Here is a 23968-nt window from a genome sequence, read left to right on the forward strand (position 1 = left end):
GCCTAGACATCGGATTGCCTCTCGCAAGTTGTGATACGCGCCGCAGGCTGGTGCTTTGGTCGCCATTCACCTGCCTGAAGCTCTCACTGATAAGCTCCTGTCACAGAAACTTCGTATTCACGTACGTCGTCAATCTGGGCAATGCGCATGCTGGACCTCAATGATCTCAGGCTTTTTGCTCTTATCGCCGAGCATGGTGGTATCGCGCGCGCAAGCCGTGCGCTGAACCTACCGAAATCGACCCTTAGTCGACGGCTTTCCGGGCTTGAGGACCAGCTCAGGTCCATGCTGGTGGAACGGGGCGCGGAGACATTCACGCTGACTGAATTCGGTAGCCGTTTTCTTCAGCATTGCAGGGACGTGGCCGCGGCCGGCTCGCTTGCGGAAGACTTTTCCGCGGATAAAGCCCAGGAGCCCGCCGGCGAGGTTCGCCTCAGCCTGTCTTCCGCCTATCGTGCCCTTGCGACGCGGCTTGCGCTCGAAACGGCCTCGCGGCTTCCGAAGGTCGGCCTTTCGATCGAAGTCGGCGACCGCGACAATGACCAGACGCGTGACGGTTTTGATTTAAGCCTGAGACTTCATCGCGAGGCGCTTCAGGATTCGCTGCTGAAGCAGAAAAAGCTCGGCACCATGTCGCTCAGGGCTGTTGCGCATCCGCAATGGGTGCGGCGCAAAGGCCTGCCATCCTGTCCGCAATCTCTCATTCACTTTGATCTGATCGCCTTCGATTCCGCGCGTGAATGGAAAAATCTCACTTTCGTCGATCCGTCCGGCGAGAAAAGTGCCGTGCTGCATCGGCCGAAACTGCGCTCGCAGGACATGGATGTCGTTATCGATGCCGTCAGCTCCGGGGCAGGCATTGGCATCCTGCCGGAATCGGCATGTGAAGCGCTGATCGGCGCAGGCCAGCTCGTTGCCGTTCTCCCGACCTGGCGCGCGGATCCGCTAACGGTCAGCATGCTGACCCAACCGGTGGCTTTTTCCGCGGCCGCCGTGCGGGAAGTCGGCGCCATGCTGGAAACACTGGTTCGCCAGGATCTGGGCACCGAGACCACTCCGCTCCGGAATAGGGTTGCAAAACTGGAACCGCCGATTCCGAAACTGGTCGCCGACATGCCGGCGCGACCGTCATATACGACCGCTACCGTCAGATCGTACGACGGTGCCCGGCCGCCGCTGGCCGGGACCGTGATCGACCCGGAAGGAGAGGTTTTCATGAATCCCATTTTCAAGGCTGCAGGTGCGGCCATGCTCGGTATGGCCAGCCTGCTTTCCATGCCGGCCTATGCCGACGATACGCCCGGCCCGATCGTTCTCTACACGAACGATTTCGAAAAGGTCATCAAGGACCGTTTCAAGACCGATACCGGTCGCGACGTGGACGTGGTCCAGATGAGCGGTGGCGAGCTTCTGGCCCGCATTGCCGCCGAAGGTGCCAATCCGCAATGGGATGCGGTGATCTTCAACGGCTCCAACGCGCTTTATTCGCTGGATCAGCAGGAGCAGCTGAAGCGCATGGTCGAGCCGCGCAACCTTGCCAATCTCAACGAGATCGGCAAGGCGCAGATGCCGGAAAACAAGGCCTGGTTCCCGATCGGCATGGCGGCGTCCTGCGTGCTCGCCTATCGCAGCGACATCGTCAAGACGGCGCCGACCGGCTTCGAGGATCTGCTCAACCCCTCCTTCGCCGGCAAGGTCGGCATGGCTGACCCGGCTGTCGCCGCGCCCGCCTATCCCTGCGTTGCCCAGCTCTTCTACGCCATGGGCGAGGAGAAGGCGCGCCAGATGTTCTCCGGCTTCTTCAAGAACGGCCTTCGCGTCTTCCGCACCAACGGTCCGGTCGGCAAGGCTCTGACCTCGGGCGATATTTCCGTCGCGCTCCTGACTTCGCAGGTCGCCTATTCGCTGAAGGCCGGCGGTACGCCGATCGATATCGTCTGGCCGAAGGATGGCGCGCCCGGTTCGGTCCGCGGTGTCGGCGTGCAGGCAAAGACCAAGCGCCCCGAAGCAGCCCAGGCCTTCGTCGAATGGTTGCTTGAGCCGGCAACCCAGAAATATCTTCAGGACAAGGCCGGTCCCGATGGCCTGTTCGAGCCAACCGTTGCCGGCGCCGGTCGCCGTGCCGATGGCCCGCCGGAAGGTTCGGTCTACAAGGTTGCCCCGCCGGATTTCGCGGCCTCGCATGAGGAGGCAATCAAGACCTGGTTCGCCGATCAGGCCGTGCGCTGACGCAATCGATGCGGCGGGGCGTTTCGCAAAACCGTCCCGCCGCCTTCTTCAGATTTTCCGGAAGCTTCACATGTCTATTGCCACGGATCGCTCGGCCTCGCCCGCCCGGCAGCGCCCGGCGTCTTTCGCCGGCCCGAAGGCGGAAACCGTTCTCGGCAGTTTCGTCGTCATTGCCCTTGTCGTGCTGATCCTGGCGCCGCTCGGCGCCGTGCTTCTGCAGGCCTTCATGCCCGGCGCCCTGACGGCCGGCATACGAACGGCGACACCGGCCGGCCTGTTCGATATCCTGAATCGGCCGCTCTGGGCGCAGGCCCTGATGAACTCGCTGAAACTCAGCCTGTTTGCCGCGGTTCTGGGTGGGGCGATCGGCACAAGCCTCGCCTTCCTGCGCCACCGTATCCGCATGCTGACGGCCGGGCTGATCGATCTTTCCGCCTGGCTCATCCTGATCCTGCCCTCCTTCGTCATCGCCCAAGGCTGGATGCTGTTTGCGGGACGCGCCGGTATTGCCAATCAATGGCTCGGACTGTCCTTCGTCACCGATGCGGTCTTCAATCCCTACGGTCTGGCTGTCGTGATGAGCCTGAAGGCCTTTCCGCTCGCCTATCTTGCAGTATCCGCCGGCCTGCAATGGCGGCTCGACGATCTCGGCCATGCCGCAAGCCTGTCGGGTGCCGCGCCGGCACGGGTCTTTCGCACGGTCCATCTGCCGCTGCTGATGCCGGCGGTTTTGTCAGGCTGCGTGCTGATCTTCATCGATGTCGTCGGCGATTTCGGCCTTCCGGCAGCCCTTGCCACGACCTATCGTTTTCCGACGCTCACCTATGCCATCTATGTGGCGATCAACCAGTCGCCGATCCGTTTCGATCAGGCCGGTATCTTGGCCTTTTATGTGACTGTTCTTCTGCTACTGGCCGTCTATCTCTATTTCCACCTGATCCGCCGGCGGCGGTTCGATTTCCTGACGGCGCGAGCGCGCCAGTCGGAACCATCGCGCTCGGCCCTGGGCTGGCTCGCCGATCTTTATGCGGTCGCGATCATGGGCCTCGCCCTGCTGGTGCCGCTCGGCGCAAGCCTCGTTGTCTCTCTGTCGGACGGCAATATGGCGGCCGATGGTTCGGTGCGCTGGACGCTTGCCAATTATCAGGCGGTTTTCGAGGACACGAGCAGATTCGCCGAAGCACTGGGCAATTCGCTAGCGATTGCGGCCGGCTCGGCGGCCTGCGCCGCGGTCACCGCCTTCATGGCCGCTTATGTCCTGACATTTTCGAATTTTGGCCTCAACCGGCTGATCGATCTCACCTGCACGCTGAGCCTTGCGGTTCCCGGCGTGGTTCTCGGGATCGGTTATATCTTCATCTGGAATTCGCCTTTTCTCGACGGTCTCGGCCTCAGTCTCTACGGGCATCCGGCCATCCTGATCCTAGCCGGAACGGCCGGTGCGATCCCGTTTGCCATTCGCATCATGCTCGGTGCCTTCGCCCAGCTTCCCGCCAATATGCTGAATGCGGCGGCAATGAACGGTGCGGGTTTGCTGCGCAGGCTGGCAACCATCGTCATTCCGCTCACTGCCATTGCGCTGATCTCGGCGACCCTTGCGGCCTTTGGCTCGGCTGTGTTCGATCTGGCGATCAACTCCATTCTGCGGCCACCACGCCTCAGTGTCCTGCCCGTCTATGTCAACCGCGCCTTCGAGCAGGGCGAGTTCGGGGTTTCGACGGCCGCAACCTTCGTCGCCGGTGGGGTGACGGTGGCGATCATTCTCGTACTCAAGGCCGTTTCGGCACAGGCGCTCGCCTTTGGCCGGCCGCGCACGAATACCAGGGAAGAAAATCATGCTTGAGGTTTCTGGCCTGACCCGCCGCATCGGTGGCAATAACGTTCTGGCAGATCTCAGCATCAGCCAGCCGCGCGGTGAAGTGGCCTGCATCGTTGGCCCGTCCGGCTGCGGAAAGTCGACATTGCTGCGTCTCGTCGCCGGCCTCGACGCGCCGGATGCCGGCGAGATCCGTATCGATGGCGAGGTCATGTCGTCAGAGCGGCGCATGGTTCCGACGCATCGGCGTTCCATCAATATGGTGTTTCAGGATTACGCGCTCTGGCCGCATATGCGGGTCGGCAATATCGTCGGATACGGCTTGGCGCATCTGAACCGGGCCGATCGGGAGAAAAGGGTTTCCGACCTCTTGCGGCTGATGCGGATCGAAGCCCTTGGCGACCGGCTGCCCTCGCAGCTTTCCGGTGGCCAGCAGCAGCGCGTGGCGATTGCAAGAGCTCTAGCGACAAGCCCGCGCATCCTGCTTCTCGATGAGCCGCTGTCGAACCTCGACGTGCAACTTCGTACCGAGATGCGCCTGGAATTTGCCGATCTCTTCCGCAAGGTCGAGACGACGGTGCTTTACGTGACGCATGATCCACTCGAAGCCAGTTCATTCGCGGACCGCCTGATCGTCATGCGCAAGGGCCAGATCGAACAGCAGGGTGATCCGCAGACGCTGTTCTCAGCGCCGTCATCGGAATGGGTCGCTATGCTTGCCGGTTACGATATCCGGCTCACGCTTGAAAACCCGCGGCCAGATCAAGACGGCTTTATCGGCAATGCCGGAGACCAGGCCGTCCGCTTTGGTGCGATGGCGGAGGGGCAGCCGCTCGCAGAAGCAAAATCGGTGCTCCTGATGCTTCACCCGACGTCGCTGCGCTTTGGCGATGAGCGGGAGAAACTCGACAATCGCGTTTCCGGCACGGTTGTCAGCACGCTGTATGAAGGGCGGCAGTGGCGCGTTTCGCTGAAAGTCGGTGAAAGCCGGTTCTCCATCCTCGTTCCCTTCCGTTGCTCGGTCGGCGAGGTTCTCGCCTTCGGCTTTTCGAGCCGGGACGCCGCCGCCTTCCCCGCCTGACGGGGCGGCCGCACTCTTTTATCAACAGAAACGGCAATCGATACCCGACATGCATTCCGAAGACTTCATTCCCGTTTTCATCGACGGTTTCGGCACCCCTGCCGGCGCAATCCGCGCCGCGACCGCGCGGCTTCTTGACGAGGCGGAGGTCGCTTCCGTCCGCGGCGACGGGCGGTTTGTCCTGCCCGGCGTTCAGGCTGAGATGGAGCGCCTGTTTGCCTCTGCCCATGACGTTCTGTCGGCTCGCGATCTGGTCGCGCCGATCCGTGCCGAGGCGATGTCGATCCGGATCGAATGGGATGGCCCGGTTATCGGGACCGTCGACCGCAGCCTGCTTCGGGTCTTCGGCCTGTTGGGCACCAAGGTCCATATCAACGGCATCGCGCAGTCGGAAGAAGGGTCGAAGATCTGGCTTGCAAGGCGTGCCGCCGACAGGCGTGCATCGCCGCTGCATCTCGACACGATGGTGGCAGGCGGCCAGCCGCATGGCATGAGCCTGCTCGAAACGGTGGCGATGGAAGGCGCCGAGGAGGCCGGGCTGACGGCGGTCGAACTGGCGGGGCTGAGGGAAATCAAGAGACTGGATCTCGACTATACGACCTCCGAAGGTCGCCATCGCGAGCGCCTCGTGATCTACGATCTCCTCTTGCCGGAAAGTTTCATTCCGATCCTGGAGGATGGCGAGCTGATCGAAAGCCTGCTGGTAACGCCGTCGAAACTCGCGGAGCTTCTCGATGGCGGTGATCGCTTCAAGTACAATTCAGCCGTCGTTTGCCGCGATCTTCTTGCTCGACTGACCCGAAATTCCTGAGGTGTTTCACAGCCCTCTGGATCAAGACTGAAGCTTGCAACACTGAAAGCTGACTGAAAGCTTGGCATGATAGAGGTTTGACTGCATATCGTGGAGGAGACGTGCTGGAGGCGCGTCAGCGATATCGCGAGAGGTCAAGGAGGACTTCCCATGCATTCCACCGGTCGCGTCGCACGCGCTTTGTCTATTTCCGCGATTGCTCTTGCGAGCATTCTGTCTACAACCGCGCTGTCGCATGCTGCCGACAAGATCACCATCATGGTTGGCGGTTATGAAAAGCAGATCTATCTGCCTGCCAAGCTTGCCGAAGCGCTCGGGTATTTCAAGGATGAAGGTATCGATGTCGAGCTTCTGAACGAAGCAGCTGGCGTCGACGCTGAAAACCAGCTTCTCGCTGGCGCCGTTCAGGGCGTCGTCGGTTTCTACGATCACTGTGTGGACCTGCAGGCCAAGGGCAAGTTCATCGAATCCGTCGTGCAGTTCAGCCAGGCGCCTGGCGAAGTCGAGCTCGTTTCGGCCAAGCATCCCGAAATCAAGTCTTTTGCCGATCTGAAGGGCAAGAACCTCGGCGTCACCGGCCTCGGCTCCTCGACCAACTTCCTGTCGCTCTACATGGCCTCGAAAGCTGGTCTCAAGGGCGGCGACGTCGTCAGCATTCCGGTCGGTGCCGGCGGCACCTTCATCGCTGCCATGCAGCAGGATCAGATCCAGGCCGGCATGACGACCGAACCGACGATCTCGCGCATGGTCAAGACCGGCGAAGCCTCGGTTCTCGTCGACCTTCGCACGGTCGATTCCACCCGCGCGGCACTCGGTGGCACCTATCCGGCCGCATCGCTCTACATGGAAACAGCCTGGGTCGACGCGCACAAGCCGGAAGTCCAGAAGCTGGCCAATGCTTTCGTCAAGACGTTGAAGTTCATCAACACGCATTCCGCGGCGGAAATCGCCGACAAGATGCCGAAGGATTTCTATGTCGGTGATAAGGAAGGTTACATCAAGGCGCTTGAAGCCGGTAAGGGCATGTTCACCGCCGATGGGGTGATGCCGGAAGACGGTCCGAAGACGGTTCTCGCCGTGCTGTCCGAGTTCTCCAAGAACGTCAAGGGCAAGCAGATTGACCTGACGAAGACCTACACGACGGATTTCGTCAAGCAGGCCATGTAATGCCTTCGCGGCCGGCGCGGCACTGCCGGCCGGCCGCATAAAATCCCTCCCCATCGATTTTGGACGCGTCACCAGACTGACGCCGAAAGGACGAACCATGCCCATGGATCAGGGCCGGTCCCCGGCCATCGAACTCATCAACGTGACGCGCCGCTTCGTCTCCCCGACGGGCAAGACCCTGACGGCTCTGCGTGATTTCAACATGACCGTCGAACGCGGCGAATTCGTCGCCGTCGTCGGCCCGACCGGCTGCGGCAAGTCGACGACGCTCAACCTCGTGACCGGCCTTGCCAGGCCGAGCGCCGGCGAAGTGCGGCTCATGGGCGGCCCGGTTTCCGGTATCGACCCGCGCGTCGGCTTTGCCTTCCAGAAGGATGCGCTGTTTCCCTGGAAAAACGTCATCGACAACGTCATGGCCGGCCCGCTCTTCCGCGGCAAGTCGAAGGCCGATGCGGAGCGCATGGCCAAGGACTGGCTGGCGCGCGTCGGCCTGTCGAAGTTCCTGCATCACTATCCGCACCAGCTGTCGGGCGGCATGCGCAAGCGCGTCGCACTGGCCCAGACCTTCATCAACGAGCCGGAAATCCTGCTGATGGACGAGCCTTTCTCGGCTCTCGACGTCCAGACGCGCACGGTCATGCATGAAGAACTGCTGAAACTCTGGGCCGAGCGCCAGGCATCGGTCGTCTTCGTCACCCATGATCTGGAAGAGGCCGTTGCTCTGGCCGACAAGGTCTATGTGCTGACCGCCGGTCCTGCGACCGTCAAGTCCGTCTACAAGGTCGAACTGCCGCGTCCGCGCGTCGTTTCGGAAATCCGCTACGACCAGCAGTTCATCGATTACTGCAAGACCATCTGGGAAGATCTCCGCCAGGAAGTCGAGACCAGCTACCGCCGCGCCAGCGAAGCTGCGTGATAAGGAGGAGGATATCCAATGGCAAATATCGCAATGGAACCCGCTGCCGCCAGATTCCGCCCCGGCACCAGCGACACTGAAATCGAGGCCGCGGCGCTGCGGTCGATCAAGCGGCGTAAGCAGGTCGTGCTGTTCTGGCAGATCGCCATCCTGGTCATCGCGCTTGGCCTGTGGGAAATCTCCTCGCAGTTGAACTGGATCGACCCGTTCTTCTACGCAAGTCCCAGCCTGGTCGTCGACCGCCTTTATGACTGGGCGGTCAACGGCACGACCGAAGGCTCGCTCTGGTACAATCTCGGCATCACGATGGAAGAAGCGCTGATCGGCTTCTTCACCGGTTCGATCGCCGGCGTAGTCGTCGGTATCGGTCTTGGCCGCAACCGGATGCTGTCCGACATCTTCTCCGTCTATATCAAGGCGATCAACTCGATCCCGCGTGTCGTTCTTGCCCCGATCTTCATCATGATCATGGGTCTCGGCCTTGCCTCCAAGGTGGCGCTCGCCTTCATCATGGTGTTCTTCGTGGTGTTCGCCAACGCCTTCCAGGGTGTACGCGAAGCCGACCGCGATATGATCGCCAATGCCCGTATCCTCGGTGCTTCCGACTGGCAGGTCACCCGCACCGTCATCGTGCCGTCGGCGATGAGCTGGATCTTTGCGAGCCTGCACGTGTCCTTCGGCTTTGCCATCATCGGCGCGATCGTTGGCGAATTCGTCGGTGCACGCTTCGGCATCGGCCAGCTGATCTCGATCGCCAAGGGCACGTTCGATGCCGCCGGCATGTTTGCCGCCATCGTTCTCGTGATGATCGTCACGCTGGTTGCCGAATACATCATGACGCTGGTCGAGAACCGTCTCGCCAAATGGCGCCCGCAGCAGAGCCTCGATACGCACTGAGATAGAACTCTCCACCAAAGCAAATAAAAAGGGGGCGTAAGCCCCCTTTTTCGTATGCGACTATGTTTCCGATGAGATCAGCAACGGGTCCTGTCCGCGCTCTCTTTGCAATCAGCCGGTCGCGGCCGGCAGCTTTACCGTCACGATGAGCCCGCCGCCTTCGGCATTGTCCAGTGTGATCGATCCTCCGGCACCGACGACGACTTCCCGAACAATGGCAAGGCCGAGCCCGCTGCCCTCCTGCTGCGTTCCGATCACCCGGTAGAAGCGTTCGAAAACATGCTCGCGCTCGCCTTCAGGAATGCCCGGTCCAGTATCGCGCACGGTCACGCAAACCTGCTCATCGACCGAAACGACCGAGACAGTCACTTCGCCCGGCGTCGGCGTGTAGCGCAGCGCATTGTCGACGAGGTTGACCACCATCTCGCGCAGCATCGTGCCGTCACCGACGACGATTGCGCCCTTGTCGGCTTCGAGACCGAGATCGATGCCGCGGCGCAAGGCTTCTTCCGCATGCGCCTCCAGAACCTTGCGCGCGGTCTCCGCCATGTCGATATGTTCGGCCCGCGGCGCCCGGCTTCCCGGCTCTGCACGCGTCAGGGTCAGGAGCTGCTCGGCAAGGCGCGACAGTTGGCGGGTGCTACGCGTCAAAGCCTGCAGGGCCTCGGTTCGTCGTTCGATATCCGTCTCGCGGGCGGCGAAGCTTGCCTGGGTGGCGAGAAGTGTCAGCGGCGTGCGCAGCTGGTGAGCGGCGTTCGATACGAAACGCCGCTGCGACGCCATCTGCCGTCGATGCGCTGCATGTAGTCGTTGAGCGCAAAGACGAGCGGCTTGATTTCCGTCTGCACCATATCCGGATCGAAAGGCTCGAGCCGTTCGCGGCGGCTGGCGAGAACCGCACCCCTCAGGCGCATCACCGGTGCAAGACCCACGCGCAGGCCGATCAGGGTGACGATGCCGGCCATCACCACCAGAAGCAGCTGGCTTTCGAAATCCGCCCACAAAAGGCGATGCCGCATGGCTCGGGCACCATTATTGGTGGCCGCGACGGTGACGTTAATCCCGCCATCCGTATCGAGACCGACCAGCGGATGGTTGATCGTCATGGCACGGAGGTTACGGCCGCGAAAGGACATGCTCTCGCCCATCTGCTCCATGCTTGGCGATGGCAGATCGGGATAACCGGCGATCAGACTGCCCCAGGCGGTGATCACCCGGTAATAGACGTTATCTCCCTGGCCCGTATCGAACATTTCAAGCGCTGCCGGCGGTATATCGACCTCGATATTGCCACCCGCATCGACCCTGACCGCCTCGGCGATCATCCGCGCCGATCCGAGCAGCATGTTGTCGGTGACGATATTGGCGGTCTCTCTGGCGCGCGAAGTGCTGAAATAGAGATTGAAGCACAGGACACAGACGAGTGTTGCGGTCACCCAGGCAAGCAGCTGTGCCCGCAGACTGTGTCTGATGCCCAGAGCCGCAGCGCGAAGCGAGGACGGGAAGGGCATGTCAGGTTGCCCGCAGCATGTAGCCAAGGCCACGAAGGGTCGCGATCTGCACCGATGTGCCTTCGAGCTTCTTGCGCACGCGATGGACATAGATCTCGATCGCACTCGGGTCCGTCTCGGCATCGAAGCCGAAAACGCTGTCAGACAGCGCCGACTTGGTCACCGTCACGCCCGCCTTGAGAATGAGGTATTCCAGGACGGAATGTTCGCGCGGCGTCAGTTGCAGCGGATCGCCGTTCAGGGAAAATTGCCGCGTCGCGCTGTTGAGCGTGAGGTCACCGACGGCCACGAATGGGGTGGCAAGGTCATGACCGCGGCGTATCACGGCCCTCAGTCTCGCTTCGAGTTCGGCGAGTTCGAACGGCTTGGCAAGATAGTCGTCGGCGCCAGAATCAAGGCCTGCGACACGGCCATCGAGAGACGCATTGGCGGTAAGGATGATGACCGGGGCCTTGCTGCCGCGTCGGCGAAGGCGCTTGAGCAGCGTCATGCCGTCGATCTTCGGAATGGAGAGGTCGAGGATAACGGCCGCATATTCGGCAAGCGCTATCAGATGCTCCGCTTCTTCGCCGTCATGGGCAGTATCGACGCTATAGCCCGCCTGCCGCAATGCTCTTGCGAGCCAATCGGCAAGTTCGTGATTGTCCTCGACGATCAGCAGCCGCATGATCTTGCGAGGTCTCGTGTTTGAGTGGGGTGATGATATCCGCGATAGAACAAGGATTATCGAGCCTATGTGCCGTTCTGTTCAGCAGGCAATATGTCGCCTCGATAGCGCTCCATGCCCTTGAAAGAACAAATAGCATAGGCGCCAATGCCCTGCCAGTGCGGCAGGTTCAATGGGTGGCGTGAAATGGCCCATCGACGATCATCTGGATCCGCCCCTGACTGCAGCGTTCGATCCGCCCCGCGATCCCGTAGACCTCGGCCAGCATCTGCTGGGTGACGATATCTTCCGGATTGCCGAATGCCTGAAGGTGGCCATTCTGGAGAATGGCGATCCTGTCGGCATAACGCAGGGCGAGCCCGATATCGTGCAGCACAGCCACCACGATCGTGCCGCGCTCACGCGCCATGGCGACGGAATAATCCATCACATGGATCTGGTGGCGAAGGTCCAGCGCGCTTGTCGGCTCGTCGAGCAGAAGGACGGCCGGCTGGCGCACGATCGCCTGGGTCAGCGCGATCATCTGTCGTTGCCCGCCCGACAGTTCCGACAGGGGCTGCATCGCAAGATGCCCGATTCCCAGCCGCTCAAGGGCATCAAAAGCCTCTTCCATCGCCGTCTTGCGGCCGACTGAGGCGCTGCGCGCGCTCATCACCGCTTCGATGACCGGCAGGCCGATCGCGGGCGGTTGGGACTGAGGCATGTAGGCAATGCGTTTCGCACGCTCCGGCAGCGAAAGTCGCGTCAGGTCGTTGCCGCCCAGAAATACCCGGCCGGTCGATCGCCCGAGACCGGCAATCCCACGCAGAACCGTCGATTTCCCGGCCGCATTCGGGCCAAGCAGGGCAACCACTTCGCCGGGCGCGATCGGTCCGAGCGACAGGGAGGAGATGACTTTCTTTCTTCCGTAGGAAACGGAAAGATCGGTAACGAAGAGACCGGTATCATGCATGCTCATCGGCCTGGCCTGCCTTTGAATATCAGCGCCACGAAGACCGGAACCCCCACCAGCGCGGTGACGATGCCGACGGGAACGATCATGCCCGGCAAAACGGTTTTGCTGGCAATCGAGGACAACGACAGAAGAAGTGCACCAACTAGGGTGCTGACCGGCAGCGTGAAGCGCTGGTCCTCACCGACGAGAAGGCGCGCGATATGTGGACCGACAAGCCCGATGAAGCCGATCGTGCCGACAAAGGCCACGGCCATGGCCGAAAGCACGCTGATCCTGAGGAGAGAGAAATAACGCAGGCGTTTGACGTCGATGCCGAAACTGATCGCGCGCTCTTCGCCCATGCGCAGCGCTGTCAGCGCGCTGGAGGAGCCGAATGACAGCGGAACAACGATGACGAGCGCTACCGCAAGGATCGCCACCTTATCCCATGTGGCACGGGCCAGGCTGCCGACGCTCCAGAAGACGAGCTGCTGCAGCACATCTTCGGTTGCGACCAGCTGAAACAGCAGAACGATGGCATTGCAGCTGAAAACGAGCGCGATGCCCAGCAATACCATCGTTTCCATGCTGGCGGCCCGCAGGCGCGATAGCGCATCGAGCAGCAGGACGGAGCAGAAGGCGAACAGGAATGCCGCCGCCGAGATCAGCCAGTTGTAGGAAATCCAGGCGAAGGAGATATGGAAAACAATGACCGTCGAGGCCCCGAGTGCCGCAGCGGACGCGACGCCAAGCGTGAAGGGGCTGGCAAGCGGATTGTTCAGTACGGTCTGCATCTCTGCGCCCGCAAGCGCCAGAGAGGCACCGACCAGCAGCGCCATGATCGAAAACGGCAGGCGGACATTCCAGATGATCACGCGGTCCGTTGCGGCCATGTCGGAAGGATGGAGGATGCCGTGCACGAGATCGCCGACGCTCATGCCGGAAACACCCGTGGTGAGGTCGAAGACAAAGGAGGCGATCAGCATCACCACAAGGACCGCGATCACGGTCGTTCGCCAGACGAGAAGGCCGCGATAGGCGGCCTTCGTCTGTTCAAAACCATCGCCACGGACACCGGCATGACGCGCGGGTGCTGTGGACGCGGCCTTTAGGGCGACACTATTTTTCACTGCGAGACGCTCGGGTCGACCCAGTAGGTTCCCTCGGTGGGAATGGTCAGGAATGTCTCTGCCAGTTCGCGCTGTGTGCGGGCCGGGTCGAGATCCTTGAAGAGGTCAGGATGGATCCATTTTGCCAGGGTTTCGATGGCGATGATGTTGTAGGGCGAATTGTAGAAGTCGTGCCAAAGGCCATGTGCCTTATGGTCCTTGATGGCCTTCAGCTCCTTGAATTCCGGGCGTGCGAGCACCTTGTCGAGGCTTGCCTGCGCCTTGTCCTCGGGCACGCCGGCGCCGAGTGCCAGGCCCGGGTCACGGTTGCCGGTTACGACATAGATATCCGGATTGGCCTTGAGGACGAATTCGACGGCGACATCGCCGATCGCGCCGGGGACGACGGAGCTTGCGATGTTACGCCCACCGACCGTTGCGATGAACTGGCCGAGGCCGCCGTTTCCGGTCGTATGGCCCGGAGCCTGCCAGACACCGGCAAGAAGCTCGGCGAAGACCGTCGGCTTCTGCTCATCCTTCATATCCTTGAGTCGATCCGTGATCGCATCGAGATGCTTGCCGTAGAAATCGGAGAAGGCCTTGGCTTCCTTTTCCCGCCCCATGGCTTCGCCCAGGAGCGAAATGCTCTTCGGCGTGTTCTCAATCGGCGCAACGCGGAAATCGACGTAAACGACCGGAATGCCGGCGCTGGCCAGCGTATCGGCGATCGGGCTGTGGGCCTTCGGGCCTTCGCCGGCGACGCTGAAGACGACGAGATCCGGCTTCAGGTTCAGGATCGTCTCGACATTGACGCTGACTTCAGAGGCTTGGCCGATCAGCGGAATGTCGGCAACTTTCGGGAATTTTTCCTTGAAGGCTTCGAACGTGTGGGGATCGAGCTTGCGCAGATCATTCTGCCAGCCGACGATGCGTTCGAACGGATTTTCCTTGTCCAGGATCGCGACCGCATAGCTGAGGCGGCCTTCGCCCAGCACAATACGCTCGACATGATCCTTCACCTCGACCTTGCGTCCGAGAACGTCGACGATCTCCTTGGCCTGCGAAATGGCAGGGATTGCGAGCAAGAAGGAGGCAACGCCGATGAGGCGCGCGGCCTTCGCGAAAGGAGTGACGATCGTCATCCGGAAATATTCCTGTGTTTCGAGATTCAGAAAAGAGGCGGGTGGACAGGCTGTTACCCGTTCATAGAAACATGAGCAGGTTCATCATCTTTTCTCTTGCACAAAATCACTGTGGCGAGGAACTGAAACCTCGTTATACGAATATGAATGAAATGAATTTATCCGCCATTTCACATGTCTTTTGTTCATTCATCGCTGTCGCCGGGCTCCCATGCATATTCCGAATATCAACAGCATCGATCTCAACTTGCTGAAAGTTTTTGACGCCGTTTACCGCGAGGGAAATGTCGCGGCCGCTGCCCGGCGAATGGGCATGAGCCAGCCCGCTGCGAGCCATGCTCTGGCAAGGCTGCGGCATGCCTTGGGTGACGATCTCTTCGTGCGTTCGGCCCGTGGCATGCTGCCGACGGCGCGCGCGGAGCAAGTGGCCGGACCTATCCGGCAGGCGCTTGGTTATCTTGAGCTTGGTCTCCAATCACATGTCTTTGATCCGGCGACCTCGACCCATCGCTTCAGCGTCGCCCTCGACAATTGCAGCGCGATTGCGCTGACAGCGAGGATACTGAGTGGCGTGAGCCAGGCAGCGCCGGGCGTCTCAATCCATCTCCGGCCAAGCGGCACGATCGACGTCGACGGCATGATGGATGCTTCCGAACTGGATCTGTTCATCGGTCGACCCGGTGAGAGCCGGGAACGTTTCTGTTCGCAGGTGGTCAGCAGTGATCCGTTCGTGGTCGTGCATCCGGGTCACAGCAACAGCCTCGATGGCGTCATGTCTGTCGAAGAGCTTGTGTCGACGCCGCATCTTCAGCTGTCGTCGACAGGTGACGACACCAGCTTTCTCGATGCCTGGCTGGAAAAGCAGGGGCTGAAACGAACCGTGCAGCATTCCGTCCCGCTGCTGGGTTATACCAGCGAGCTTCGCCAGAAGGATCTTCTCGTCGTCATGCGCCGCCCGATTGCCGAGGTCATCTCCGGGGACGGCGGCCTGTCGATCCGCCAGCTTCCTTTCGCATCACCCTTGGTCGATACCTGTCTGCGCTGGCACAGAAGAGTCGATACTAACCCTGCCCATGTCTGGCTGCGGGAGATGATCGGGAGCATTGTCGCTCGCGTGGGCACGGCAAAAGATTCCAGTTTGGCCTGAGGCTTCGTTGCCTGCCACGTGACTGGCCGCTTTAAAGCGCGCTGTGATGTTGGAAGGCGCTTCTAGTGAGGGATTTGTGCAGATAGATGAACCGTCGCGCCAACTTTTAGCGCTGCGGCTGCTAGACGTTTATCTCTCGTCCACAAGCTGGCTCGCCGGTCAAGGAGCGTCGAAGTCAGCAGGTGTGCATCAGTGTAGCCAATCCCCATGCTGAAAATCGCGTGGCGATCAATCACCGTCATTACCTCTGCGTGAGTCGCGATTACCGCTTCGCGTTGAGCTGCGAGAAACGCTATAACGGCATCCCGCTCTCGCAGACTTCCCAAAGCCAGTTCGCCGATGACGAAGGGGTGGCAAAGCAGCCGGTCGTCCTCGATTATCTTGCGCAGTTCCGCGTTACCTTGTCGAAAGTGGTCGATCCAGATTGAGCTGTCGACAAGGATCACTTGGCCACTTCACTTCGTTGGCGAGGAGCTGCTTCGGCATCTGGCATTGAACCACCAAGGGCGATCAGCCGTTTGCCTGATTCAACCCGCACAAGCGTCTCCAGTGCCTGCCGGACAAGAGCAGCAGTCTCCTTGGTGCCCGTCAGGGACTTGGCGCGTTCTACGAGGCTATCGTCAAGGTTGATGGTAGATCGCATATCCTGGCTCCAAAATCTGGCTACATATTTAGCACCATTTGGTGTCAAATTCTACGCCCGCTCAGCTTTCCCTAAACGCCCGCATCATCTGGTCGTAGAAAGGCTTGATCAGATAGGAAGCGGCGCTGCGCTCGCCTGTCTGGATAAAGGCTTCGACCGGCATGCCGGGCACGATCGCGACATTGCCGAGGCGGGCGAGTTCCGCTCCGGAGATGGCGATACGAACGCTGTAATAGGACGCACCGGTGCGCGTATCCGTCGAGACGTCGGGCGATATGCTCTGGACCATGCCCTTGATCTCCGGTGTCGTTCTCTGGCTGAAGGCCGAGAAGCGCAGCGAGGCGCCCTGACTCAGGTGCATCTGGTCGATATCCTGCGGCTTGATGCGCGCGTCGACCGCTAGCAGGTCATCGACCGGCACTATCTGCATCAGAACATCGCCCGGCGCGATGACGCCGCCGACGGTGTGGACGGTCAGTTCATGCACATAGCCATCCTGCGGCGCGCGGATATCGATGCGCTTCAGCTGGTCGGCTTCGGCGATTTCGCGCTCCTCCAGTTCGCCGATCTTGCCGTCGATCTCGCGGATCTCGCCGGCCACTTCGCTTGCCAGATCCTCATCGATCTGGATGATCTGCAGCTCGATCTCGCTGATCTTCACCTTGGCCGCGGCAATCGCCGAGGAGAGCTGTGCGTGTTCGCCACGGGTGCGGACGACATCGCGTTCCAGCGTGTTCAGCCGGTTGAATTCGATGATCTTCTGATCCCACAGCCTGCGGGCGTTATCCGCTTCCTTGGCAATCAGCAGGCCTTCCTCGTCCTTGGCGTTTTGTTGCGCCAGGAGGCCGTTGATCTGTTCGTTGAGTTGGCCGATGCGCTCGCGCAGCTGGCTGCGCTGACCATCGCGGGCCGCCTTGCGGACGGCAAAAAGGCGGCTCTCGGCGCGGGTGATCTCCTTGACCGCACTCTCCTCCATGCGGGCAACGAGCTCGGGCGTAAATTCGATCGTGTCGCTACGATCACGCTCCGCCTGCAAGCGGGCCTTCCTGCCACGCAGCTGGTCCAGGCCCTTGGTGACGACGGCGAGGTTTGCCTTCAACACCGTATCGTCCAGCCGGATCAGGAGGTCGCCGGTCTTCACCCGCGCATCGTTCTGTACAAGGATATGGCTGACGACACCGCCACTCGGATGCTGCACCTTCTTGGCGTAACTGGCCGAAACGACCATGCCGGGCGAGATCAGCGCGCCAGCAATGTCGGTCGCGGCAGCCCAGCCGCCGATGCCGCAATTGAGCAGCAGGATCAGCGCAACACCGATCGTCAAATGTCTGCGGATCGATTTGCGGATCGAGCGCGGATCGTTTTCTTTCACTTCCTGCATGTCGCTACACCAGACAAAAGATCGTTTTCAGGGAAGGTGCCGACCGTTGCGATCGGCATGTGGATCAGACTTCGAAGCGGAAATCGCTGGCCGAGAGGCTGGAGAGAGGGACGTGGCTAAGCGTCAGAGTCGATCCGTCATGCAGCGTCAGCACCGTGCCAAGATCCGTTGGGGTCAGACTGTGGGACAGCGCCGCAAAATCCGCGAACTCGCTTTTTGCCACTTCGATGATGTCGCGATCGCCGCCGGCCTTGAAATCCATCACCGTGTCATGGCCGTAGCCGGCGCGGAACAGAAACGTGTCGGCGCCGGCGCCGCCAGTCATCTCGTCATTGCCTTTGTCGCCGACGAGAAAATCGTCACCGTTGCCACCGGAAAGGATGTCGTCGCCGCGCCCGCCCATCAGCCGGTCATTGCCGCCGCGGCCGAATAGAAGGTCGTTGCCGTCGCGTCCGAAAATGTAGTCATTGTCCTCTCCGCCCTCGATCGTGTCTTTTTGGTCGGTGCCGAGGCGGACATTGGCCTCCTGGTTCGGATCGGGATCGGTCGCGGGGTCTTCCGGCGTGCTGGCCGTTTGTTCCGCCGATTGAGAGATATCGGCGCCACTGGCTTCGTGGCCATGATGCGGGAAGATCCGCCCGGCGCCGAAATCCGCCCCACTGTGGCCGAACCTCGGATGGCCCGTGCCATGCATGAAAGGCCCATCGCCGAGTTCGCGCGGATGATGCAGGCCATCGACGCCGATCCGACCGAAATCCACCGGAGACTGGTCGACCGTGTCATTGGGATGTTCCGGCGGCACCGGATGGAGATGATTGTCGGTGCCGACATGGGAGTCGGGGAGCGGCTTCGAGCTCGAAATGGGTCTCGCTGCCTTTCTGGCAGCCTCGCCGCCGGCATGCTGTTCCGGTTCGGTCGCATCGGCGCTGATGCCGTCCATGGCCGCGGCGGTGCCGATCAGGCCGCTTTCGATCAGGAGCATCACGGCGGTGCCGATCATCGTATCACGGCGTATTGTGCCACCCGTATCGCGGGCCTGGAATTTCATGGGGTTTCTCATGATGCAGCTGCCGGTTTGGAAATGATCTTGAGGGCTGGATTGGGCTGCAGGACTTTTGCGAGAACTTCATCCTTCGGACCAAAGGCCTGCTGACGGCCGCCAGCCATCGCGAGGATGAGGTCAACCGCTGCCAGCGCGCTTGGTCGGTGTGCGACGACAATGACGATCCCGCCGCGCTGACGTACTCCGATCATGGCCTGGGTGAGAGCTGCCTCGCCTTCACCATCAAGGTTGGAATTGGGCTCGTCGAGCACGACGAGAAAGGGATCACCGAACAGGGCGCGCGCCAGTGCCAGCCGCTGCTTCTGGCCGGAAGAGAGGCTTTCGCCCTGTTCGCCGACGGGTGTGTCGTAACCCTGCGGCAGGCCGAGGATGAGCTCGTGGATCGAGGCGGCTCTCGCGGCGGCGATGATTTTTTCCGGCGTGGCGGTCGGATCGAAACGGCAGATGTTTTCGCCGACCGTGCCGTCCAGGAGTTCGACATTCTGGGGCAGGTAGCCGATATGCGCGCCGAGCGCTTCCGGAGACCAGAGGTTCAGGGGTGCGCCGTCGATTGCGATCGTTCCGCGCTGCGGGCTCCAAATCCCGACGAGAAGGCGGGCGAGCGAGGATTTTCCCGATGCGCTGGGGCCGATGACGCCAAGGCCGCTTCCCGGCTTCAGCACGAAGCTGACATCCTGCACCACGACCCGCTGCACATCCGGCGGCGTCGCTGCGAGGTTCTGCACGGCGACCTCGAATTGCGGTTTCGGAAGTGGCATGGGCGGATCCTGCTCGGGCAGGAGGACCAGCAGCTTGTCCAGCCGCTGCTTTGCCTGCCGTGCAGCGGAAAAACCCTTCCAGTTGGAGATCGCCAGATCGATCGGCGCCAGCGCGCGGGCCGAAAGGATCGAGCCGGCGATGATGACGCCCGACGTGGTTTCCTGGCCGATCACCAGATAGGCGCCGACGGCAAGGACGGCGGATTGCAGGAGCATGCGAAACACCCGGCCAAGACCACCAAAACCGCCGGACGTGTCGCTGGTCGATTGCTGTGCCTCGATATGACGGCGGCTAACCTCCTGCCAGCGCTGCCTGACCCGGCCGGTCATGCCCATGGCGACCAGCGCTTCGGCATTGCGGCGGCTCATCTCGAGAATGCGACTGCGGGCAACGCTCTGACGTGCCGTCTCCTGGGTCGGGAGACGCGACATGATTTCGGTCAGAAGCGTCAAAAAGACCAGGAAGATGACGCCGCAGAGAACGGCCATGCCGAGCAGCTGGTGGAACAGAAAACAGATGCCGAGATAGAAGGGCAGCCAGGGAAGATCGAAGAAGGCGCCCGGTCCCGAGCTCGATAGAAAACCACGGATCGTATCGAGATCGCGCAGCGGCTGGCTATTCTCGGCTGCGCGCGGCGCCTTCAGCTGCAGGCCGATGACGGCATCGAAGACGCGCGAACCGAGCGTCTGATCGAGGCTGGCGCCGATCCGAGTCAAGAGCCGCGTGCGCATCAGTTCCAGCGCGCCCTGGAAGAAATAGAGGATCGCAACGAGTGCGAAGAGGCCCGCCAGCGTCGGCAGGCTGCCGCTCGGAATGACGCGGTCATAGACCTCCATCATGAACAGCGAACCGGACAAGGCGAGGATATTGATGAAGCCGCTGAAGACCCCGATGCCGATGAATGCACCCCGGAAGGCGCTGAGTGCATCGGCGATTTCGGACCCTGATTTGTTCTTGCGCATCACGACAGCCGCTACTCTTTAAAACGACGGTTGAGGGGATATTTGCCGAAGGCGGAAACCACCTAAGGGCATGTCCCGCGCCATCATGGCGCGGGACTGTGTCAGCGTGATCAAGCCGGAGATCAGGCCGCGAAGTGAAACTGGTCCGCGGTGAGGTGCGCCTTGTCGACATTGGCGAAGGTTAGCGTCGAGTGGTCGTCGAGGGTCAGAACCGTGCCGAGCGCCGTATCGGCAAGATGTTCGGAGAGCTCTGCGAAGTCGGCAAAATCCGCCTTCGAGATATCGACGATGTCGCCGCCGCCGAAATCCAGGATCGTGTCATGGCCGAAACCGGAGCGGAAGACGAAGCTGTCGTTGCCAGCACCGCCGGTCATCCGGTCATTGCCCTTGTCACCGATCAGCACGTCGTCACCGGCATCGCCGAACAGCGTGTCGTTACCAACGCCGCCATTGATGACGTCGGCGCCGTTTCCCCCGAAGAGGTAGTCATTGCCGTCGCCGCCGTCGATGACGTCTGCGCCGTCACGGCCGAAGGCATAATCACCGCCGCCATAGGCGGTGATGGCGTCGTCCTGGTCGGTCCCCATCAGGATATTCGAACCTTCGTCGCCGATGATGACGTTCTGCGGCTTGCCTTCGCCATTGACCGTTAGCGTGAAGCTGCCGGTATCGCTCGCCGTGCCGTCACTGACGGTATAGGAGAGCGTCAGGGTTGCCGTATCGCCATCATTGAGACCGGCAAACAGGCTGCCGGGTGTGAAGGTGAGCTTGCCATCGACGATCGAGAAGGCAGCCTTGGCGGCTTCGGCGGAGAGCGCGACGCCATCGACACCTTCGACCGTGAAACCGGACAGCGACAGAGCGTTGCCATCGATATCGGTATCGTTGGCGACCAGATCGAAGACCTTGGTCTCATTCTCCATTACCGAGCCGGTGTCGTTGACAGCCACAGGTCCGTCATTGACCGGGGTGACGCTGATATCGATGACCTGCTCGACGAGGCCGCCATGGCCGTCGGAGACGACCACCGTAAAATGGTCGGCACCGTTGTAATTCGCGGTCGGGTCATAGGTCCAGGCGCCGGTAGCGGCATCCAGCGAGATTGCGCCATGAGCCGGACCGAAGCCGTCCTTGATGGCAAAGGCGAGCGTGTCCTTGTCGGCATCGGAAGCGACGATCTGGCCGATGATCTGCGTGTCCTCGTTGCCGACGGCAAGCGCCGGCGTGGTGACGACGGGACCGCGGTTGACGACGGCGCCAGAGATCTGGTCGCCGACCAGAACCGTGCCGTCGGCAAAGGAGATGACTTCGACACCACCACCGGCAAGCTGGTCCTTCAGGGTGATCGTCTCGCTGCCGATCTGGATCTCGATGTCCGAACCGTTGCGATGGAACACGACATCGCCGCGCGCCGCGTCGTCGAGGAAGAGCTGGTCGCGGTCCCCCGTCTTGCCGGCGCCCTCGATGATCACGTCGGAACCGGAGCCGGTGCTGTAGATGTAACGGTCGGAGCCGTTGCCGCCGATCAGCGTATCATTGCCTTCGCCGCCGTCGATCAGGTCGTCGCCATCGCCGCCCTTGATCGTGTCATTGCCTTCGTTCCCGATCAGCGTGTCATCGCCGGCACCGCCATCGATCGTATCGTTTCCGAGACCGCCAAGAACGACGTCGGAGCCGCTGCCGCCAGTCAGCACATCGTCGCCGTCCGTACCCTGGATGAGGTTGTGATCGCCGTCGTCACCGTCGGTCAGCGGAATGCGGTAACCGTAGGTGTTGAGATAGTTGGCGGCGATGCGCAATTCGTCGGTCTGGAAGATCGATACGCCCTGGTCCGCCCAGTAACCGAAGACGAGATCCGGACGGCCGAGGGCCACGAAATCACCGCGGCCGCCGCTCATCGAGCCGTCGGCATTGTCCTGGCCGGCAAACAGCGTGTTGATGAAATAACGCACGTCATACTGGTCGAAGACGGCCTTCATCTGGTCGGTGAAGAACGGACCCGGATCTGTGACCCAGCCATGCGAGTTCGGATTGACGTTGATCTCGACCGCATCGGGATGCAGTTCGGCAAAGGCTTTTGCGACCAGCGTCGGGGAGATGCCGGGATACATGATCGGCATGAAATGCACGCCGGGTGCCGAAGCGGCGAGTGCCGCCTTGATCGTGGCAATGTCGCCCTCGTTGTTGATCGCGGCCTTGAAGATCACCTGGTTGGCGACGCCGGCCTTTTCGGCAAGTGCCGAAACCGCTGCGAAATCCGAGACGGCGACCTTGTCGAGATTGACCATCGCCTTGCCCTTGATGGCGGCGAACAGTTCCTCGACGGTCGGGATCTTCTCGTCGGTTACGACGTTCGAACCCTCGATCTTCAGGTTATAGGTGCGCAGCTGCTCCAGCGTCAGGTCGGAAACGTTGCCGCTGCCGGTCGTGGTGCGGTTGATCGAGCCGTCATGCATCAGCACGTAATGGCCGTCCTTGGTGCGCATCAGATCGGTTTCGAGAATATCGACGCCGAGGCTGATCGAGCGTTCGACGGAAGACAGCGAGTTCTCGGCGAGGATGCGGGTGTTGTTTTCCCAATACCCCATGCGATGGGCGGCGATCAGCGAATTGCCGTCCTTGGCGTCTTCGTAAGAGGCGATGATGGCGTCGACCGAGGCGCCGACATAATGCGGATCGACCGCATCGTTCATGTGCTCCAGACCATCCGGAACGACATGCAGTCCGGCATCTTCCAGCTGGCCCGACGGGAAATCGCGGGTCTGGACGATCCAGCCCTTGCCATTGGCCATCGGTTGGTAGGAAACGACATTGTCGATATTGGCGCCGTCGAGGCCTTCCGAGGTGACGAGGAGCGCACCGTCCTTCGGCGTCTTGCCATCGATATAAAGCTCATATTCGCCGACGCCGATCTTGTTGATCGTGTAATTGCCGTTCGAAACGGAGGAGGAGCCGTCGCTCAGAACGCGGCCGAAGGTGGTGTAGGCATCGCCCTTCGGGATGAAGGTGAAGCCGTATTCATAGCCGGTATTGGCATAACCATCGGCAACGTTGTCATGTACGTCGATGACCCAGCCGCTGCCATCGGCGAGCGGGCGGGCAGCACCGTACTGGGCGCGGTTTTCGGCGCCGGTGATCAGAAGAACGCCGTCGGTGAGGCTGTTCACGCCATCGATCTTGATCGTGTAGGAGGCGTCGTTGTTGCGCTGGGTATGGATGCGGCTCGAACCCTGGCCGGCCGTGGTGATCTGGTGGCCGTTATCGCGGACCCAGGCGCCGATGTAACGCTCGAAGTCGAAATTCGCGACCGAGACGTTGGTGTTGTATTCGTTGCCGAGCGAGTTGTTGACGGAAACGAAGACAGAATTGTCGCTGCGGATGCCGATCGCAGCCGCACCATATTCGATGCCGTCGTCAAATCCCCAGTCGACGCCGTTCTGGGCGACCGAGGCGATGAAAACGCCGCGGGTGAAATCGTTCGTCGCACCGCCAGCGCGCACATGATAGTCGCCGCGATTGGAATCGCCGATGCGGCCATGATCGAGCGCGAAGAATTCCGAATGGCCTTCGAGCGTGACGAGGACGTTATTGTCCTGATTGGAGCCGCCGATCTGGTTGGCGGTGATATTGCCGGCGTCAATCTGGCCCTGGTTGAAAGACACGAAGGCGAAATTGAACGCGCCGCTGTAGACGGGTGAGTTTGTCATAAAAATACCCCCACGGATACGATCCG

Annotated in this window: 18 protein-coding genes and 1 pseudogene; 8 read left to right on the forward strand and 11 right to left on the reverse strand. The window is 61.2% G+C overall.

What is annotated here, in order from left to right:
- The first annotated feature begins 147 nt into the window (after positions 1 to 147).
- From FHW37_RS05445 to FHW37_RS05475, 7 genes are all read left to right on the forward strand, one after another.
- Entirely contained in the window at positions 148 to 2229 is a 2082-nt protein-coding gene (locus FHW37_RS05445; RefSeq protein ID WP_186458151.1) for an extracellular solute-binding protein, read from the forward strand.
- A 70-nt stretch (positions 2230 to 2299) separates the two neighbouring features.
- Positions 2300 to 4072 (forward strand): ABC transporter permease, encoded by a 1773-nt coding sequence (locus FHW37_RS05450; protein ID WP_186458152.1) that lies wholly within the window; start codon positions 2300 to 2302, stop codon positions 4070 to 4072.
- Entirely contained in the window at positions 4065 to 5126 is a 1062-nt protein-coding gene (locus FHW37_RS05455; protein ID WP_145633536.1) for an ABC transporter ATP-binding protein, read from the forward strand. The genes FHW37_RS05450 and FHW37_RS05455 overlap by 8 nt, the downstream gene beginning before the upstream one ends.
- A gap of 49 nt (positions 5127 to 5175) precedes the next feature.
- On the forward strand, positions 5176 to 5937 hold the full coding sequence (locus tag FHW37_RS05460) for an NUDIX domain-containing protein (RefSeq protein WP_145633539.1): 762 nt from the start codon (positions 5176 to 5178) through the stop codon (positions 5935 to 5937).
- A gap of 150 nt (positions 5938 to 6087) precedes the next feature.
- Positions 6088 to 7104 carry an ABC transporter substrate-binding protein gene (locus FHW37_RS05465; RefSeq protein WP_145633542.1) on the forward strand — a complete coding sequence of 339 codons (1017 nt, stop codon included), beginning with the start codon at positions 6088 to 6090 and terminating at the stop codon, positions 7102 to 7104.
- Between the two features lie 97 nt (positions 7105 to 7201).
- Positions 7202 to 8020, forward strand: a complete 819-nt coding sequence (locus FHW37_RS05470; protein WP_145633545.1) for an ABC transporter ATP-binding protein — start codon at positions 7202 to 7204, stop codon at positions 8018 to 8020.
- Between the two features lie 18 nt (positions 8021 to 8038).
- Entirely contained in the window at positions 8039 to 8917 is an 879-nt protein-coding gene (locus FHW37_RS05475; protein ID WP_145633548.1) for an ABC transporter permease, read from the forward strand.
- 111 nt (positions 8918 to 9028) lie between these two features.
- Here the strand turns inward: FHW37_RS05475 and FHW37_RS05480 are convergent.
- The 5 genes and pseudogenes from FHW37_RS05480 to FHW37_RS05500 all read right to left on the reverse strand — a co-directional run bounded on the left by FHW37_RS05480 (position 9029) and on the right by FHW37_RS05500 (position 14280).
- A pseudogene (locus tag FHW37_RS05480) lies at positions 9029 to 10428 on the reverse strand (sensor histidine kinase).
- A 1-nt stretch (position 10429) separates the two neighbouring features.
- Positions 10430 to 11095 carry a response regulator gene (locus tag FHW37_RS05485; protein ID WP_145633550.1) on the reverse strand — a complete coding sequence of 222 codons (666 nt, stop codon included), beginning with the start codon at positions 11093 to 11095 and terminating at the stop codon, positions 10430 to 10432.
- A 169-nt stretch (positions 11096 to 11264) separates the two neighbouring features.
- Positions 11265 to 12053 carry an ABC transporter ATP-binding protein gene (locus tag FHW37_RS05490; protein ID WP_246690672.1) on the reverse strand — a complete coding sequence of 263 codons (789 nt, stop codon included), beginning with the start codon at positions 12051 to 12053 and terminating at the stop codon, positions 11265 to 11267.
- Positions 12050 to 13159: a FecCD family ABC transporter permease gene (locus tag FHW37_RS05495; protein WP_246690673.1), complete on the reverse strand. Its 1110-nt coding sequence runs from the start codon at positions 13157 to 13159 to the stop codon at positions 12050 to 12052. The genes FHW37_RS05490 and FHW37_RS05495 overlap by 4 nt, the downstream gene beginning before the upstream one ends.
- On the reverse strand, positions 13156 to 14280 hold the full coding sequence (locus tag FHW37_RS05500) for an ABC transporter substrate-binding protein (protein ID WP_145633553.1): 1125 nt from the start codon (positions 14278 to 14280) through the stop codon (positions 13156 to 13158). Before FHW37_RS05500 ends, FHW37_RS05495 begins: the two co-directional genes overlap by 4 nt.
- A gap of 211 nt (positions 14281 to 14491) precedes the next feature.
- Between FHW37_RS05500 and FHW37_RS05505 the strand changes: the two genes are divergently transcribed.
- On the forward strand, positions 14492 to 15427 hold the full coding sequence (locus FHW37_RS05505; protein WP_145633556.1) for a LysR family transcriptional regulator: 936 nt from the start codon (positions 14492 to 14494) through the stop codon (positions 15425 to 15427).
- Positions 15428 to 15489: 62 nt separating this feature from the next.
- Here FHW37_RS05505 and FHW37_RS34005 read toward each other — a convergent pair whose 3' ends face one another.
- The 6 genes from FHW37_RS34005 to FHW37_RS05535 form a co-directional block, all read right to left on the reverse strand.
- The gene (locus FHW37_RS34005) at positions 15490 to 15873 is read right to left on the reverse strand and encodes a type II toxin-antitoxin system VapC family toxin (protein WP_145633559.1); all 384 of its coding nucleotides are present in this window, start codon (positions 15871 to 15873) and stop codon (positions 15490 to 15492) included.
- The gene (locus FHW37_RS05515) at positions 15870 to 16070 is read right to left on the reverse strand and encodes a type II toxin-antitoxin system VapB family antitoxin (RefSeq protein WP_145633562.1); all 201 of its coding nucleotides are present in this window, start codon (positions 16068 to 16070) and stop codon (positions 15870 to 15872) included. The genes FHW37_RS34005 and FHW37_RS05515 overlap by 4 nt, the downstream gene beginning before the upstream one ends.
- Positions 16071 to 16131: 61 nt before the next feature.
- Positions 16132 to 17451: an HlyD family type I secretion periplasmic adaptor subunit gene (locus FHW37_RS05520; protein WP_145633564.1), complete on the reverse strand. Its 1320-nt coding sequence runs from the start codon at positions 17449 to 17451 to the stop codon at positions 16132 to 16134.
- 64 nt (positions 17452 to 17515) lie between these two features.
- Positions 17516 to 18499 (reverse strand): calcium-binding protein, encoded by a 984-nt coding sequence (locus FHW37_RS34425; protein WP_281407235.1) that lies wholly within the window; start codon positions 18497 to 18499, stop codon positions 17516 to 17518.
- A gap of 8 nt (positions 18500 to 18507) precedes the next feature.
- Positions 18508 to 20235 carry a type I secretion system permease/ATPase gene (locus FHW37_RS05530; RefSeq protein ID WP_145633567.1) on the reverse strand — a complete coding sequence of 576 codons (1728 nt, stop codon included), beginning with the start codon at positions 20233 to 20235 and terminating at the stop codon, positions 18508 to 18510.
- Positions 20236 to 20357: 122 nt separating this feature from the next.
- Positions 20358 to 23942 carry a tandem-95 repeat protein gene (locus FHW37_RS05535; RefSeq protein ID WP_145633570.1) on the reverse strand — a complete coding sequence of 1195 codons (3585 nt, stop codon included), beginning with the start codon at positions 23940 to 23942 and terminating at the stop codon, positions 20358 to 20360.
- Positions 23943 to 23968 lie beyond the last annotated feature (26 nt).

This window comes from Neorhizobium alkalisoli, assembly GCF_007829835.1.
In the GTDB taxonomy this organism is placed as follows: Bacteria; Pseudomonadota; Alphaproteobacteria; order Rhizobiales; family Rhizobiaceae; genus Neorhizobium.